12 protein-coding genes and 1 other RNA gene are annotated in these 14803 nt (G+C 65.2%); 7 read left to right on the top strand and 6 right to left on the bottom strand.

Annotated elements, in window-relative coordinates:
• Positions 1-151: 151 nt before the first annotated feature.
• From ABS769_RS17980 to ABS769_RS17990, 3 genes are all read right to left on the bottom strand, one after another.
• Positions 152-940 carry a ThuA domain-containing protein gene (locus tag ABS769_RS17980; protein ID WP_317062274.1) on the bottom strand — a complete coding sequence of 263 codons (789 nt, stop codon included), beginning with the start codon at positions 938-940 and terminating at the stop codon, positions 152-154.
• 350 nt (positions 941-1290) lie between these two features.
• Positions 1291-1893 carry a response regulator transcription factor gene (locus ABS769_RS17985; protein WP_074056481.1) on the bottom strand — a complete coding sequence of 201 codons (603 nt, stop codon included), beginning with the start codon at positions 1891-1893 and terminating at the stop codon, positions 1291-1293.
• Positions 1894-1984: 91 nt separating this feature from the next.
• Positions 1985-3172 carry a sensor histidine kinase gene (locus ABS769_RS17990; RefSeq protein ID WP_317062273.1) on the bottom strand — a complete coding sequence of 396 codons (1188 nt, stop codon included), beginning with the start codon at positions 3170-3172 and terminating at the stop codon, positions 1985-1987.
• A 435-nt stretch (positions 3173-3607) separates the two neighbouring features.
• Here ABS769_RS17990 and ABS769_RS17995 point away from each other — a divergent pair, with 435 nt between their 5' ends.
• The 5 genes from ABS769_RS17995 (at position 3608) to ABS769_RS18015 (ending at position 9805) form a co-directional block, all read left to right on the top strand.
• Positions 3608-4852 (top strand): efflux RND transporter periplasmic adaptor subunit, encoded by a 1245-nt coding sequence (locus ABS769_RS17995; protein WP_317062272.1) that lies wholly within the window; start codon positions 3608-3610, stop codon positions 4850-4852.
• Positions 4853-5306: 454 nt separating this feature from the next.
• Positions 5307-5996: an ABC transporter ATP-binding protein gene (locus ABS769_RS18000; protein ID WP_317062271.1), complete on the top strand. Its 690-nt coding sequence runs from the start codon at positions 5307-5309 to the stop codon at positions 5994-5996.
• Positions 5997-6008: 12 nt separating this feature from the next.
• Positions 6009-7169 carry an ABC transporter permease gene (locus ABS769_RS18005; RefSeq protein ID WP_006448815.1) on the top strand — a complete coding sequence of 387 codons (1161 nt, stop codon included), beginning with the start codon at positions 6009-6011 and terminating at the stop codon, positions 7167-7169.
• A gap of 7 nt (positions 7170-7176) precedes the next feature.
• The gene (locus ABS769_RS18010; RefSeq protein ID WP_430544173.1) at positions 7177-8502 is read left to right on the top strand and encodes an ABC transporter permease; all 1326 of its coding nucleotides are present in this window, start codon (positions 7177-7179) and stop codon (positions 8500-8502) included.
• 187 nt (positions 8503-8689) lie between these two features.
• The gene (locus tag ABS769_RS18015; RefSeq protein WP_317062269.1) at positions 8690-9805 is read left to right on the top strand and encodes an alpha/beta fold hydrolase; all 1116 of its coding nucleotides are present in this window, start codon (positions 8690-8692) and stop codon (positions 9803-9805) included.
• A 194-nt stretch (positions 9806-9999) separates the two neighbouring features.
• Here ABS769_RS18015 and rarD read toward each other — a convergent pair whose 3' ends face one another.
• Together rarD and yedA are read right to left on the bottom strand one after the other, a co-directional pair.
• Entirely contained in the window at positions 10000-10911 is a 912-nt protein-coding gene (gene rarD / locus ABS769_RS18020; RefSeq protein WP_317062268.1) for an EamA family transporter RarD, read from the bottom strand.
• Complete coding sequence (gene yedA, locus ABS769_RS18025) at positions 10908-11849, bottom strand: drug/metabolite exporter YedA (protein WP_317062267.1); 942 nt, start codon at positions 11847-11849, stop codon at positions 10908-10910. Before yedA ends, rarD begins: the two co-directional genes overlap by 4 nt.
• A 44-nt stretch (positions 11850-11893) precedes the next feature.
• Between yedA and ABS769_RS18030 the strand changes: the two genes are divergently transcribed.
• Together ABS769_RS18030 and ABS769_RS18035 are read left to right on the top strand one after the other, a co-directional pair.
• A complete protein-coding gene (locus ABS769_RS18030) occupies positions 11894-12364 on the top strand; it encodes a Rap1a/Tai family immunity protein (RefSeq protein WP_317062266.1) in 471 nt (156 codons plus the stop codon).
• 59 nt (positions 12365-12423) lie between these two features.
• Positions 12424-12500: non-coding RNA, sX9 sRNA (locus ABS769_RS18035), on the top strand.
• A 112-nt stretch (positions 12501-12612) separates the two neighbouring features.
• On the opposite strand, the gene ABS769_RS18040 is transcribed toward ABS769_RS18035, so the two are convergent.
• On the bottom strand, positions 12613-14265 hold the full coding sequence (locus ABS769_RS18040) for a M28 family metallopeptidase (protein WP_430544174.1): 1653 nt from the start codon (positions 14263-14265) through the stop codon (positions 12613-12615).
• Between the last annotated feature and the right edge of the window lie 538 nt (positions 14266-14803).

Here is a 14803-nt window from a genome sequence, read left to right on the forward strand (position 1 = left end):
CACAAAGCGGCTTAGTCCCTTCTCCCACCGGGAGAAGGTGCCCCGCAGGGGCGGATGAGGGTACGAGCGAAGCCTCGCAATCCCACTCGCCAAGTGGCTTTGCCCCGTACCCTCACCCCAACCCCTCTCCCGAGGGGAGAGGGGCTAATGCTTAACGCTGGCGCTTTGTTTCAGCCGCTGGCGTAAATGCGTCGATGCCTTTGCCAGTCGCGGCCCAGTAAATCCCGCCGTATAGATGATCCAGATAACGCGGATCGTTGTAGGCCTCGGCCAGATGGCCAAGAGCAGTCGCGAACACGCGGCCGCCCTCGAAATGGTGATACCACGCCACCGGATGCTGCTTGCCCATGCCCTTGGCGACCTGCCCCGGCCAGATCAGCGTAGGGTCGTAGCTGGTCTCGTCAACCGTCAACAACGTGACCAGGTCATCGCTGTACGGCGGGTCGTATTCGTACCATTCGTCGGTCCACACCCAACGCTTGGGCAGGCCGGCAGTGGCCGGGAAGTTGGCGTCCTCCACCTCCACCATCGCCGTCTGCATGTACGGATGGGTGCGGAACGAGCGGCCGATCAAATGGTCGTACCACTCCCACTCACCGCGCTTGATCGCGAAGGCCTTGTGCACCGCGACCACGCCACCGCCGTTGCGCACGTACTTCTGGAAGTTCGCACGCTGAGTGGGATCCAGATCGGTGGCCGGTGTATTGAGCAGCACGATCGCCGCGTATTGCGACAGATCGCCATCGAAGGCCTTGGCATTCCACGCCCATACCAGCTCGACATAGTGCTTGCGCGCCATCGCTTCGAATTGCGGCTTGGCCACCGGGATATAGTCGTGGTGATACTGGTTGGGAATGGCCGCCACCAATATCTTGAATTGCTCGGCGGATGCATTGAATGTGCAGACCAACAGCAGACCCAACAGCCACAGATATTTCATGCAGTTCGCTCGCGATGATCACTCGTTCGGCAGTGTACCTGCGTGCGTGCAGCATGCTTTTTAGAGTGGCTGACAAATCGCGGCGAGTAGTTGTCTGCGGACTGCGGACTCTGCTGACTGCGTGATCAGAACCGAGACGTGCCAGCGGTGCATGCTGTACCTAGCACCTGCTGCACCCGCCTGGTAGTGAGCGCAGTCGTGTTGTTAGCCGCACTTGGGCACCGTTTGGAAAGCTCCCCGCTGCGGCAGTGCACGATCGATGCGCGGCGTTGCGCGGCCAATGTCATCCAGGGTTGCGCTCGCTGGCACCGCAACGCGTCTGCGTCTGCGTCTGCGTCTGCGTCAATGCTTCACAGCCAGCCCTTCTGCCGCGCAAGGCGATATGCTTCGATACGATTGGCAACGCCCAGCTTGCCGATGCATTCGGACAGGTAGTTGCGCACCGTGCCATGCGACAGCTGTAGTTGCTGCGCAATCTCGCTGGCCGAGCGGCCTTCGCCAGCCAACCGCAACACGGTGCGCTCGCGTTCGCTCAAGGGGTCGGCCTCCACCCACGCGTCCACTGCCAGTTGCGGGTCGATCACCCGCCCGCCGCGTTGCACCTGACGCAGCGCGCTGACCAGTTGTTCGGCTGGCGCGTCCTTGAGCAGATACGCAGCGACACCGGCGTCCAGCGCGCGACGCAAAAATCCGGGGCGGGCGAAGGTGGTGACGATCATCACCCGCACCGGCAGTGCCTGGCGCTGGATGCGCTGGGCCAGTTCCAGGCCGGTCAAGCCGGGCATTTCGATATCGGTGATCAACACATCTGGCTGCAGGCGTTGCAGTTCGCGCCAGGCACTTTCGCCGTCGCCTGCGCTGCCGACCACCTCGATATCGTCTTCCAGTCCAAGCAAGGCGACCAATGCGCCACGCAGCAGCGCCTGGTCTTCGGCCAACAACACCCGGATCATCGCGCGCGCTCGCATGCAGACAATGGTGGCGCACGATAGCAGCCGTGGCGCATGCCGTGCATTGAGTGAGGTGCAGTCGGCGCAAGTGCAATCAACGCGACTGCGGCACCAGCGGCACCGGCAATGGCGGCAGTGCCGGTGCCAGCGTGGGGCGCGGCAACGGCACGCTGGCGCGCAGGCGCATGCCGCGCGGCAGGGCCTCCACCTCCAGCGCGCCACCCAGTCCATGCAGGCGCGTGCGCATGCCGTCCAGGCCATTGCCGGGCACGATCACACCGCCGCGCCCGTCGTCGCTGATGTCCAGCACCGCCTGCTCGCCCTGCGCGCGCAGGCTCACGCGTACGCGTCTGGCTTGCGCATGCCGTTGCACGTTGGTGGCCGCTTCGCGCACCACCAGGGCCAGTGCAGTCTCGTGTTCGGGCGGCAATGCCAGCGCTTCCAGCTGGTGTTCCAGCACGATGCCGTCCATCTCCAGCAACACACGTGCCGATGCCAGCTCGGCCACCAGCCCGGCGGCGCGGATGCCGGTGACCGCACGCCGCACCTGCGCCAAGGCATCGCGCGAAATCTGCGCCACGGCATCGATCTCGCTGCGCGCGGCCTGCGGATCGCGTTCGATCAGGCGCGCGGCCAGATCGGACTTGAGCGCCACCAACGACAAGGTGTGGCCGAGCAGATCGTGCAGATCGCGCCCGATGCGTTCGCGCTCGGCGGTGGCGGCCAATCGACGTACTTCGTCCTGCGACAGCCTTAGCAACGCGTCCTTGCGTTCGTTGATGCTGTAGACAGCCCCAACCGCAGCCATGCCCAGCACCGACACCGGCAGCCACACCAGCGACTGCAGGCGCATCCCCAGCCAGTGCGCCCAACCCAGGTACAGCGCGTTCATCACCACCAGCATCGCGAAGTGCCGCCACACCGCATGCCGCGTGGACGGGCGCAAGCTCAGGCAAGCGAACACGAAATAGCTGATGCCGGAGGGATACACCGGCAGCAGCGCGGCACTGAGCACACCCATCGCCCAGGCATAGCGATACAGGGTGCCGCGCGGCGCCAGCAACATGCGCGCGTACAGCAGCAGGAAGACCGGGTACGACAGCAGCGTGCACAGCAGCCAGGTGCTGTCGTACCCGCGCGAGGAAAATACCGGCACCACGAACACCCAGCTCGACCACAGCAGGTGCACGCCATCCATCCATGGCGACTGGCCCTGCGCCAGCCGCGCGGCAACCTGCGAATTGGCGGCGGGGCGAAGCCAGCCGGGAAGCCATAAGCGCATCGGGATGGGTCCCTGTGAGTGATCGGATTCTGCCACTGCCGGGCCCGCCGCGTGAGGCGACGCAGCTGGCCGTTGCGGGCGAGCGGTCTCATGCATCTGCAGCGCCTGGTTGCGCAGGCACATGGCAATCCCTTGAAACAGCGAGCGGCACGCACAGGCAGCGCAGTTGGATGCAGAACATGGCGATTCCGGCAGTCATGACGATGGCTCAGCGTGGCCCAGCACTAAGAGCGCGGCCAGTCGCCGCTGTCATGGCGTGCAGGTGACAGCTGTCACTGGTGGCCGACGCCGCCGTGGTCGCATGCTGCGCAGCACCTTGCAGTAGCGTTGGATCGCACGACCGTTCGTCGCCGCAGCTGTGTTGGTGACTTCCGGCAGCTTGCGGCGCCGCCTGCGGCCCGTCACATTTTGCGCAGCATCCCGTCCTGGTCATCGATGAATACTTCCGCCGATCTACTCAAGCAACTCCGCATCGACCGCCAGCCTCCTGCCGCCCCTGAGCCTGCACGGCGCGGTGGCTGGATCATCGCCGCCGTTGTCATCGTGATCCTGTTGGCGGCTGCGGCATGGTGGTTCACCCGCCGCCCGGTGGCGAAGGTGCAGACCGCGCCGGTGGTGGCGATCAGCGCCGGCAGCAGCAGCGCTTCGGTGCTGGATGCGTCGGGCTACGTGGTGGCGCGGCGCATGGCCACGGTGTCGGCGCAGGTCACCGGCAAGGTGCGCGAGGTGATGATCGAAGAAGGCATGCGCGTCGAACAAGGCCAGGTGATGGCCACGCTCGACCCGCTGGATGCCGATGCGCAGCGCACGCTGTCGGCATCGCAGCTGTCGGCCGCACGCAGCCAGGTCGACAACATGCAGGCGCAACTGGCAGTGGCCAATGCCGATGCGGCGCGGCTGCAATCGCTGGTCGGTGCGCAACTGGTGTCGCGCTCGCAGTACGAGCAGGCCACCGCACAGCGCGATGCCTTGCGCGCACAGCTGCAGAATGCGCAACGCAATGTGCGCGTGGCATCGGACCAGCTGGCGATCTCGGCAATCCGCTCGGACTTCAACGTGGTGCGTGCACCGTTTGCCGGCGTGGTCACCGCCAAGGCTGCGCAACCCGGCGAAATCGTCTCGCCGTTGTCGGCCGGCGGCGGCTTCACCCGCACCGGCATCGGCACCATCGTGGATATGGAATCGCTGGAGATCGAGGTGGAAGTCGGCGAGTCCTACATCGGCCGCGTGCAGCCGAAGATGCCGGTGGAAGCGGTGCTCAACGCCTACCCGGAATGGAAGATCCCCGGCGAAGTGATCGCCATCATTCCCACCGCCGACCGCGGCAAGGCCACGGTAAAAGTGCGCGTGGCCTTCAAGGTCAAGGACCCGCGCATCGTGCCGGAGATGGGCGTGCGGGTGAGCTTTCTCGAACAGGCCAAACCGCAGGAAGCCAGCAAGCCGCAGGGCGTACGCGTGCCGAGTGCGGCGCTGGTCGAACGCGACACGCGCACGGTGGCGTTCGTGGTTGGCGAGCGCAACACCGTCAGCGCGCAGACGGTCACTCCCGGCATGGTGATGGGCGAGGACCGTCAGGTGCTATCGGGTTTGAGTGCAGGCGACAGCGTGGTGCTGGATCCGCCGCAGAGCCTGAAAGACGGCGACACGGTGGCGGAAGCGGAAGCGGACGCTGCCGAGTAACGGCAACGACAGATGTAGTAAAAACGCAGGCTGCAAAGCCGCTCAGGGGAGCGCGGCGCCTACGTCGGTATTTAGAGCGGCTAACAAAACGTAGCAAGCAGTCGTCAGGTGAGCGCGCAGTAGTTTTGTTAGTTGCTCTTAGTCGTACGCGCATCTTTGCGCTAGATCGCGCTGTGGGTGAAAAAACGCAATTCAACACATCCCAAAGAACGCGATGTCGATCTTGATCCACATCAGACGTCGTTATTCGTCATTGCAGAAATAAAACCCTCGGGCGTCGCCGCCAAATGCAGTCAAGCGCTTCGCCCGGTATTCGCGTCCTTCGTCGCAAGGCGTTGCACTTCCCTGCAACGCCACAGTCATCGCATCTCGCCTTGCCGCTTCAATGCAATCGCAATCGCAGTCGCCATGCCGCACCGCCCTCACTCTTCCCATTGCACCGCCAGGAGTCGTCATGACCGCTCTCGTCAGCTTGCGCAACATCACCAAGACCTACCAACGCGGCCCCGAGAAGGTGCAGGTGTTGCACGGCATCGACCTGGACATTGCCAACGGCGACTTCGTCGCATTGATGGGTCCGTCCGGTTCGGGCAAGACCACCTTGCTCAATCTGATCGGCGGCCTGGACAGCCCCAGCGGTGGCGAGATCGAGATTCAAGGCGAGCGCATCGATCGCATGAGTGGCGGCCAGCTCGCGACCTGGCGCAGTCACCACGTCGGCTTCGTGTTTCAGTTCTACAACCTGATGCCGATGCTCACCGCGCAGAAGAACGTGGAGCTACCGTTGCTGCTCACCTCGCTCAACGCTGCGCAACGCAAACGCAATGCGGAAATTGCATTGACGCTGGTCGGCCTGCAGGAACGCCGCACCCACAAACCCAACGAGTTATCCGGCGGCCAGCAGCAACGCGTGGCGATCGCGCGCGCGATCGTGTCCGATCCCACGTTCTTGATCTGCGACGAACCCACCGGCGATCTGGATCGCCACAACGCCGAAGAGATCCTGCGGCTATTGCAGGAACTCAATCGCGAACACGGCAAGACCATCGTGATGGTCACGCATGACCCCAAGGCGGCCGAATACGCCACCCATACCATCCACCTGGACAAGGGCGAGCTGGCCGACGCGCCGCTTGTGCTCTAAAGGAGTGATGCCATGAAGTATCTCTCGTTGGTCTGGGCGCAGTTGTTCCGCAGCAAGACCCGCACCTTGTTGACGCTGTTGTCGGTGGTGGCGGCATTTTTATTGTTCGGCATGCTCGATTCGGTGCGCGTGGCCTTCACCTCCGGCGGCAACGTCAGCGGTGTGGACCGGCTGGTGGTCGCTTCGCGTTTGTCGATTACTCAATCACTGCCGATCAGCCTGGAATCGCAGATCCGCAGCGTGCCGGGCGTGCGCGATGTGACCTCGGCGATGTGGTTCGGCGGTATCTATCGCGACCCGAAAAACTTCTTCCCGAACTTCTCGGTCGCGCCCAACTTCTTCGACGTCTACAGCGAATACGAGCTGCCCAAGGACCAGCTCAAGGCATTCCAGACCACGCGCACCGGCGCCATCGTCGGCGAGAGCCTGGCCAAGGCCAATGGCTGGAAGATCGGCGACACCATCCCGTTGCAGGCCACCATCTTTCCGCGCGGTGGCAGCAACGATTGGCCGCTGCAACTGGTCGGCATCTTTCGCATGAAAGACCGCACGGTGGCAGCCAATCAGGAACGCCAGTTGATGATGAACTGGAAATACTTCGACGAGTCCAACGACTACATCAAGAGCAAGGTCAGCTGGTACACGGTGACGCTGCGCAATGCCGACCAGGCCTCGCGCGTGGCACAGGCAATCGATGCGTTGTCGGCCAACTCCGATCACGAAACCAAGTCGCAGACCGAATCGGCGTTCCAGCAGGCCTTCCTCAAACAGTTCGCCGATATCGGGCTGATCGTCACCTCGATCATGGCGGCGGTGTTTTTCACCTTGTTGCTGCTGACCGGCAACACCATGGCGCAGGCGGTGCGCGAGCGCATTCCGGAATTGGCCACGCTCAAGACGCTGGGCTTTCAGGACCGCACCGTGTTGAGTCTGGTGATGGTGGAGTCGGTGCTGTTGATCGGGCTGGGCGGGTTGATCGGCATGGGCCTGGCAGCGCTGGTGATCCCAATGGTGGCCGCACGCAGCGGCGGGGTGATGCCGGTACAGAGCGTGCCGCTGCAGACCTGGTTGGTCGGGCTGGGGCTGATGGCCGGCATCGGCATCGTGGTGGGTGTGCTGCCAGCGTTACGCGCGCAGCGCTTGAAGATCGTCGATGCCCTCGCCGGCCGCTGACAGGAGCATGCACATGCAAACCAAATGGAAGAACCGTCTCGTCAATCTGGTGTCGGTCGTGTTGCTGGCCGTCGGGCTGGGCGTGTGGATCGCGCTGCCGTGGATCGGCGTGTTGGTGCTCGCCGGCGTGCTGGCGGTGTGGCTGGTGGCCACACGCAGCGGCCGGCTGTCGTTGGCCGCCGCGCGTATCGGCATCGCCACCTTGCCGCAACGCTGGGGTGCCAGCTCGGTGATCGTGGTCGGCATTGCCGGCGTGGTCGGCGTGCTGGTGGCGATGCTGGCGATGGGCCAGGGCTTTCAGGCCACGCTCAACAGCACCGGCGACGACACCACCGCGATTGTTCTGCGCGGCGGCTCGCAGGCCGAAACCAACTCGGTGATCACCCGCGACCTGGTGCCGCTGATCGGCAGCCTGCCCGGCATCGCTGCCGATGCCAACGGCCGCCCGCTGTTGTCGCCGGAGCTCTCGCAAGTGGTCAACATCGCCTCCAAGTCCGATGGCACCGACGTCAACGCGCAAGTGCGTGGCGTGGGCGAACAGGCCTGGGCGGTGCACGACAAGGTCAAGCTCGTGCAGGGCCGGCGCTTCACCACCGGCCTGCGCGAGATCGTGGTCGGCAAGGGCGCGTTGAATCAGTTCCGCGGGCTGGAACTGGGCAAGACGCTCACCCTCGGCAGCCAGCAATGGACCGTGGTCGGCGTGTTCGCCTCCGGCGATGCGCACGATTCGGAGCTGTGGACCGATGCGCAGACGCTGGCCACCACCTACAACCGCAGCGCCTATCAGTCGATCAGCGTACGCACTGCGGGCAAGGCTGGATTTAGCCAGTTCAAGACCGCCATGGCCGCCGACCCGCGGCTCAAGCTGGATGTGGAGACCACCCGCGCGTACTACGGCAAACAAGGCGGCGGCTTGAACACCTTGATCAGCATCCTGGGCACGGTGATCGGCGCGATCATGGCGGTGGGCGCGGTGTTCGGCGCGCTCAACACCATGTATGCGGCGGTAGCCACGCGGGCGCGCGAGATCGCCACCATGCGTGCGATCGGTTTTCGCGGCACGCCGGTGATCATGGCGCTGATGCTGGAAACCATGTTGCTGGCATTGCTGGGCGGCCTGCTCGGTGGCTTGATCGCCTGGGCGGTGTTCAACGGCTATAGCGTGTCCACGCTGGGCAACAACTTCAGCCAGATCGTGTTCCAGTTCAAGGTCTCGCCGGAGCTGTTGTGGAGCGGGCTGAAATGGGCGCTGGGTATTGGCCTGGTCGGCGGGCTGTTCCCGGCGTTGCGCGCGGCGCGGTTGCCGATTACCACGGCGTTGCGTGAGGTGTAAGGCGGGCTGTTGGCCCGCCGGGAATGGGGAATCGGGAGTGGGGAATCGTTGCAGCCGAGGCAGCTGAGCGCGGGTGCCGCGGCTGAACACATTGCAGGCTGTCATCGTTTTGTCACTGCAGTGCGGTAGATGCGCGGGTCGGGCAGGCCGTAGCCTGCTCGGCCGTTTCATCCATCGATCTCACGCCATGATGCGCCTGATTCTGCTGGCCTGCGCCTGCCTGTGGCTGGCCGGTTGTTCTTCGTCCTCGACCTCGCTCAGCGAGCGCCTGGTTGCGCCCGGTGGCGTGTCGCCGTTGCTGGACGAGGAGCGCATCGCCGCCACCATCGCCACGGTGCCCAACCGCAGCGGGCATGTGGTGACGCGCGATCAGGTGCCGATCTTCTGGCGCGCCATCGACCCCGGCCAGTACGCCATGCAGTACCGCTATCTCGGCCAGCGCAACGATCCGGCGCATGTGCTGGATGTCGATTTCAGCTTCAAGGTTCCCACCGCCACCCCGCCGACGCCGCGCGGTACCGTGGTGCTGCTGCACGGCTGGATGATGGATGGCGATTCGCTGCTGCCATGGTCGCTGGAATTGGCGCAGGCCGGCTACCGGGTGATCACCATCGACCTGCGCAATCACGGCCATTCCGGCGGAGGCCCATCCGGTTACGGCACACGCGAATCCGATGACGTGATCGATGTGCTCGATGCGTTGCAGCCGCGCGGCGAAATCCGCGGCCCGCTGTATCTGTTCGGCATTTCCTATGGCGCTGCCACCGCGCTGTTCACCGCCGACAAACTTGGGCCGCGCGTCGCCGGTGTGGTGGCAATGGAATCCTTCGCCAATGCCGGGCGTGGCATCCGCGACATGGTGCCGCACCTGCTCACCAGCCAACCGAACGGCTGGCGCGGGCAGGCGGTGGCCGCCTATGCGCGTTGGCGCTATGCCGACCAGAATATCGATGCGGTGATCGCTGCCGCCGACAGCCAACTCAAGCTGGATCTGGACCATGTCGATGTCGCGCACGCCCTGGCCGACACCCGCAGCTGCGTGCTGCTGTTGCACGGCGATGCCGATCAGCACATCCCGGTCGCACACGGGCGTGCGCTGGCGCTGGCCAGCCCGCGCGCGCACTACGTCGAGTTGCCGGGAGAAAACCATCTGAGCCTGCCGCTGCGGCTGGACCTGCTCGGCGGACCCATCGATCACTGGCTGGCGCAAACGCAACAGGACCCGAGCCACTGTCCGGCGCCGCAGGCACTGCCGACCTCCACGCTCGCAGTGGCGACACCGGCAGTGGCGCCGCGCGGCTGAGAGCGGCCGACAAAACGTCGCGCGCGGTCCTCAATGGGAGCGGACCGCACGCTCCTCACCGGCGTTTACAAATGACATGCCGATGTCGAGCAGCGACTGCGCCCGCACGGCGCTGAGCGCAGTGGTCTGGCAGTCACCTGCATCCAGACGGGAGCCGTACAACGGCAGGCTGCCGGAGCGCGCACGACCGATGCTTAGGGAACCACCACAGCCGGCCGCCGCGAACGCCACACGCTGTCGCCAACGAATAACAGCAACCCCACCCAAATCGCCGCAAATCCGATCGCGCGCCCCTGATCGAACGGCTCGTGGAAGAACCACACGCCCAGCAGCAACTGCAGGCTCGGCCCGATGTATTGCAGGATGCCCACCAGCGACAGCGGAATCCGTCGCACGCCATACGCAAACCCGATCAGCGGCACCGCGGTCACCACGCCGCCGAAGATCAGCAGCAGATCGGTCCGCAACTCCCAGCCGCTCAGGAAGGCGCCGCCATGGCCCTGCTCGCCCCATGCTGCCAGCAGCAGCGCCGGCACGAACAGATAGACGCTTTCCACGCCCAGCCCGGCCACCGGATCCACCGCCACCAACTTGCGCAGCAAGCCGTAGGCACCGAACGAGAACGCAAGCCCCAAGGCGATCCACGGCGGCGCACCGGCATCGATGGTCAACCACAGCACGCCCAGTGTGGCGCACACCACCGCCACCCACTGGATGCGCTGCAGGCGTTCCTTGAGCACCAGCACGCCCAGCAACACGCTCAGCAACGGATTGATGAAGTAGCCCAGGCTGGCTTCGATCACATGCCCGGCGTTGATCGCCCAGATGTACAGGCCCCAGTTGAACGCGATCGCCACGCTGCTGCCGGCCAGCATCCACAGTGCGCGCGGCTGCGCGGCGATGGCGCGCCACCAGCGCAGGCCCGAGGTGGCCAGCAGCCACGCCACCACCAGCAGCGCGCTCCAGACGATGCGGTGCGCGATGATCTGCAGCGACGGCACCGCCTTGAGCAGATGCCAGTACAGCGGCACCAGGCCCCAGATCACGAAGGTCGATGCGGTGATCAACAGCCCGCGACGCGCCTCGGTCGGCGAGACCGCCGTCATCGCCGCGCCTTGGCCAGGGTCACCACCAGCACGCCGGACAGAATCACCGCCATCGCGCCGATGTCGTGCGCGCTGAAACGCTCATGCCCCAGCCAGGCGCCCAACGCCACCGCGATCACCGGGTTGACGTAGGCGTAGCTGCCGGCCAACGCCGGGCGCACATGATGCAGCAGCCACACGTAGGCGGTGAATGCCACGATCGAGCCGAACACGCACAGGTACGCCACCGCCAGCAGCCCCTGCGGTGTCGGCAAGCTGTGGGGGCGCTCGCCGATCAGCAGGCCGGTGCTCACCAACAGCACGCCACCGCATAGCATCTGCCCGGCAGCGGTCATGAACGGCGAGGGCAGATCGCGCCCGCGCGACCACACCGAACCGAACGCCCAGCCGATCGGTGCGATCAGCAACAACACCAATCCGCCCGGCGTCGCGGTCAGGCTGCTACCGGCGTTGAGCCAGACCACACCGAGGAAGCCGATCACGATGCCCAGCCATTCGCCACGGCTGGCATGCTGCCCACGCAACGCGCCGAACAACGCCATCCACAACGGCACCGATGCCACCGACGTGGCGGCCAGGCCGGACGACACGCTGCGCTCGGCCAAGACCACCATGCCATTGCCCAGCAGCAACAAGGCCGCGCCCATCAAGGCCACGTTCTTCCATTGCGCACGCGTCGGCGCGGCCACACCGCGCCAGCGCAGTACCGCATACAGCACCGTGCCGGCCACGATGAAGCGCGTGCCCGACACCATGGTCAGCGGCAACGCGCCACCTTCCAGCGCAAACCGGATCGCCAGATAGGTCGAGCCCCAGACCACGTAGACCAGCAACAACGCGAGAGCGACCAACCCGCTGCGCGCAGGCGCGGCAGCGTTGTGAGAGGAAGACATCGGAACAGGGCCAAGTGCAGCGGAAGCTTCAATTCTAGAGCACATGCCCAAGCCGACGCCGCACACAGCCAGCAGCCGCCTATCGCGGTATGGTGCGAGCCAATCCGCATCCGAGAGTGCACATGCAGCTTCGCCTTCCCTGGCTGGCCCTGGCCGCCCTGACCACGCTTTCCACCACGGCATCGGCACGCGCACCCGAGCCCTGGGAACTCAGCGGGCGCAAGTTGATCGAGGCCGGGCTGGACGGATCGCTGGCGCCGGAAATCGACGCGCCAGCGCAGCTCGAATTCAAGGTCCTGGTTTCGGCCAGCCGCGCCGGCGCTTACCTGCTCGGCGTCGCCAGCGCCAGCTACCGCACGCAGTGGTGCATGCCGGCAGGTAAGGCAGGCACACCGGATCTGCAGGCGATCATCGCCGATATCGGCGCGCTGCCCGACGCGCGCCAGGACGAAGCAGCGCCTGACTTGATCGTCCAGGCGCTGGTCAAACGCTACCCATGCGGCGGCGCGCGCGCCAAGGCTGCGGCGGGCAACGCGCAGCGCAATCCTGGCAAGCCTTAGCGCGGCTAATAAACGATTGCGCTCAGCGCCAGGCGGGCGCGGCCGGTGCTCGGTGCGGCACGTACCACTCGTACACTCCGGTTCTGAGCGCGCCGTCGGCACCCACCTGACGACTGCTCGCTACGGTTTGTTAGCCGCTCTTAGCGCAGGTCCATCGGTAACCCTTCAATGCCTGAGCGTTGACCGCAGCGCCGGGCAGTCGAATGTCGCCCGTTGGTCGAGGGCACGATGCCCTCATCACTGCGCGCTTACTTGCGCGCCGCATCGCTCTTGTCACGGATCGCCTTGAACTCCGAGCCGTCCTGCCAGCTCGGCCACTGCCGGCCGTTGGCCAGCGCCACGCCCACGTCGTAGACCAGCATGGTGTCGGCCGCATGGCCGCTGGCATCCCACTGCGGGGTCCAGCGATCGCAGGGCTGGTGATAGCACTCGGCAAAGTATTTATCGCGCAGCGCCTTGCCGGCCGCCACACCACCTTCGATCATGTCCAGACCGGGGCCTGCAGTAATCGCCGGCACACCCATGCGTGCGAACGCGAAATGATCGGCGCGGTAGAAGAAACCCGCTTCCAGATTCGGATCCGGCGAATAGCTGCGCCCGCGCGCCTTGGCGGCCTGCTCCAATTCGCCTTCCAGCGAGACGCGTCCACGTCCCCACGAGGCGATATCGCGGGTGAGGCCATCCGGGCTGAACATCTCCATGTTGAGCACGGCCACGGTCTTGTCCAACGGCGCCAGCGGATGTGCGGCGTAATAGTTGGCGCCGAGCAGGCCCTTTTCTTCCGCTGTCAACGCGATGAAATACAGCGTGCGCTGCGGCTGGGGGCCAGCCGCGAACACGCGCGCCAGTTCCAGCACGCTGGCCACGCCGGTGGCGTTGTCCACTGCGCCACGACGCACGGTATCGCCGCCGGCATCGGCCTTGCCCACACCGAAGGCATCCCAGTGCGCGGAGAAGATCACCGTCTCGTCCGGATGCTGGCTGCCGGTGAGCTTGGCCACCACGTTATGCGTGACCACGCGCTCGCGCTTGAGCTTGAAGTCCACTGACAGCTTGGCATCGCCCAGCACGATCGGCGCGAAATCGCGCTGCTGCGCACGCTGCTTGGCCTGCGCAAAATCCAGCCCGGCGCGCTGGAACAGCGACACCGCCAACGCCTGCTGCATCCAGCCACGCACCGGCACATGCTGCGCCTTCGCATCGGCATCGCTGCGTTCGATATCGAACAACGGCGACAGGCCGGAACTCTGCACCGTCGCCCAGCCGTACGCGGCCGGCGCGGTCTCGTGCACGATCAACACACCGGCAGCGCCGCGACGCGCAGCCTCTTCGTACTTGTAGGTCCAGCGGCCGTAGTAGGTCACCGCCTTGCCATCGAATGCGCCAGGCTGCGGCGCTTCGAAATCGGCATCGTTGATCAGCACCACCGCGATCTTGCCGCGCAGGTCCACGCCCTTGTAGTCGTCCCACTGCCGCTCCGGCGCGCTGATGCCGTAGCCGACGAACACGAGCGGTGCATTCTTCAAGGCCACCGCATCCAGCGGGCGCAGACTCTGCAAGGTCACATCGGTGCCATTGACCAGGGTCTGGGTCTTGCCACCGACACGCAGGCTGGCGCGCACCGGGCCATCGACCTGCGCGCGTACCAACGGTACTGCCTGGGTCCAACCGCCCTGCTCGCCGCCTGGCTGCAACCCTGCCGTCTTGAACTGCTCGACCAGGTAATCCACGGTGCGCTGCTCACCGGCACTGGCCGGCGCGCGCCCTTCGAATTCATCCGATGCCAGCAGGCGCACATGCCGCGACAACGCCTCGGCATCGATGCCGCCGCCGGGCAGATCGTTGGCGGCCTGCGCCACGCCTCCCACAAACAGGCAGGCGGACAACAACAGGATGCGCATCGGATTCACGGGGTGGCCTTGCAACAGATAGATGACACACAGTTTACAAGCGTGCGGCCGACACCGGAGCACCATGGCACGAGAATGCATTAGATCGCATGGACTGCATGCCTTGCTAAAGCGCGGGAAGCGTTTTTCATTGAAGCCAGGGCGCAGGCAGCGTTATCGAGAATGTCTCATTGCGCCAGACGCCGATGAAACAGATCACACACATCATTTTTCCCACGGTGCGGATGCGTCGTGGGCAGAGCGGCTGAGCTGCGGCTTGGCTGCAGGGCCCTTGCCCGCCCACCATCGCGGGACACGCCGCAAGTACGTCCATGTAGGCTCTTACGCGGCATCCATGCCGCGTAAGGTCCCGCGGAAGTGATTGGACACTACGGATAGAGCAGTTGCAGAGCGATTGATCTGCCGCTTTGCTGGAGGGCCCTTGCCCGCCCACCATCGCGGGACACGCTGCAAGTACGTCCTTGTAAGCTCTTACGCGGCATCCATGCCGCGTAAGGTCCCGCGACGGTGGGCGGGCAAGGGCCAGTCG

Origin of the sequence: Xanthomonas hortorum (genome assembly GCF_040279205.1) — a bacterium.
In the GTDB taxonomy this organism is placed as follows: Bacteria; Pseudomonadota; Gammaproteobacteria; order Xanthomonadales; family Xanthomonadaceae; genus Xanthomonas; species Xanthomonas hortorum_F.